The sequence below is a fragment of the Nonomuraea antri genome (assembly GCF_013283785.1).
GTDB lineage: Bacteria > Actinomycetota > Actinomycetes > Streptosporangiales > Streptosporangiaceae > Nonomuraea > Nonomuraea antri.
The window spans coordinates 1-1320 of record NZ_JABCPZ010000536.1 but is presented as its reverse complement, the minus strand read 5'-3'; the positions used below and the strand labels follow the sequence as shown (position 1 = coordinate 1320).

Genomic DNA, 1320 nt, shown 5'->3' with positions numbered 1-1320 from the left:
CCCGGCACCTCCCGCAACTGACCAAGCCGCACCCCGAGCTGCGCGTCCCGCAACCTGACATGCGCCTCCCGCAACCAATGCAGCGCCCTATCGAGCCCGAACGCCGAATGCGCCACCAACGCCACCCGCGCCGCAAGCACCGAATCGTCCGCTTCACCCGCCCCCGCGACCCGCCAAGCCAGCTCGAACAGCCGCCACGGTTCGTCGCGCTCCCCCATGCGCCGCAGCTGCCGCCCCAGGTCGAGCGCGACCGTCGCCCGCCTGGTCTCCAGCCCCGGTGCGGCGCTCACCTCGAGCGCCCGCCGCAGATGCCCGAGCTGCTCGTCCACCGCCAGCCGCCGCTCCGCGTCGAGCGCCGCCGCGAGCAGCTGCTCGACCGCCCGTCCCGGCTCGATCTTCTCTCCGGCCAGGTACGCGTGCCTGGCCAGCTCACCGGGCACCATCTTCCCCGCCAGCTCGGGAAACCGATCAACCGCACGCACGACCGCCGCGTGCGCCGCCCGGACGTCGTCCATCGATTCGTACAGCGTCTCGCGCACCAGATCGTGCGCGAACGCGAACACCCCACCCCCCTTGGTCAGCGCGAGCTTGGCGACCACGGCCAGCTCGAGCAGCCGGTCGACGTGCGCGACAGGCGCACCGACGGCCGCCGCGAGCACCTGCCGATGGAACTCACCACCCAGCACGGCCGCGTTGGTGAGCAGCTCGGACACCGGCGCGGGCAGCAACGACAGCCGCCGCCGCACCGCGTCGCGCACCCCGGGCGCGATGGCGGTCGCCGACCCGCCGCTGCGCCACAGCCGCGCCGTCTGCTCCACGAAGAACGGGTTGCCGCCCGTGCGCCCGTGCACCGCCGCGACCAGCTCGTCCGGCGGATCATGCCCGGCCGTACGCGCCATGAGAGCCCGCACCCCCGCCCGATCGAGCCCGGTCAACGTGATGGACGTGGCCTTCGCCACCAACGGCGACAACAACGGACGCAACGGATGATCGACCGGCTCCACCTCTGCATCCCGATACGTGCCGATCAGCAGCAGCCGCTCGAACCACGTCTGCTGCGCCGCGAACTCCAGCAGCCTGAGCGACGCCGGATCGGCCACATGCAGATCATCGAGCACGACCACCACCGGACGCCGCTGCGACAACGACACCAGCGCGGTGGTCACCGCATCGAAGATCCGGAAATCACCCGGCGCCTCACTCCCGGCCGGCTCCGCCTCGGCCTCACCCAGCAGCGCCCCCAGACTGCTCCCCGCAGCGGCCTCGGCCGCGGCCCACTCCCCCGGCTCCGCGGTACGCCGCAACGCCCTGATCACCTGC

1 protein-coding gene is annotated in these 1320 nt (G+C 72.7%); it reads right to left on the bottom strand.

Annotated elements, in window-relative coordinates; translation table 11 throughout:
* Positions 1-1316: AAA family ATPase (locus HII36_RS55195; protein WP_328808333.1), on the bottom strand; the 1316-nt coding region annotated here is incomplete at its 3' end.
* Positions 1317-1320 lie beyond the last annotated feature (4 nt).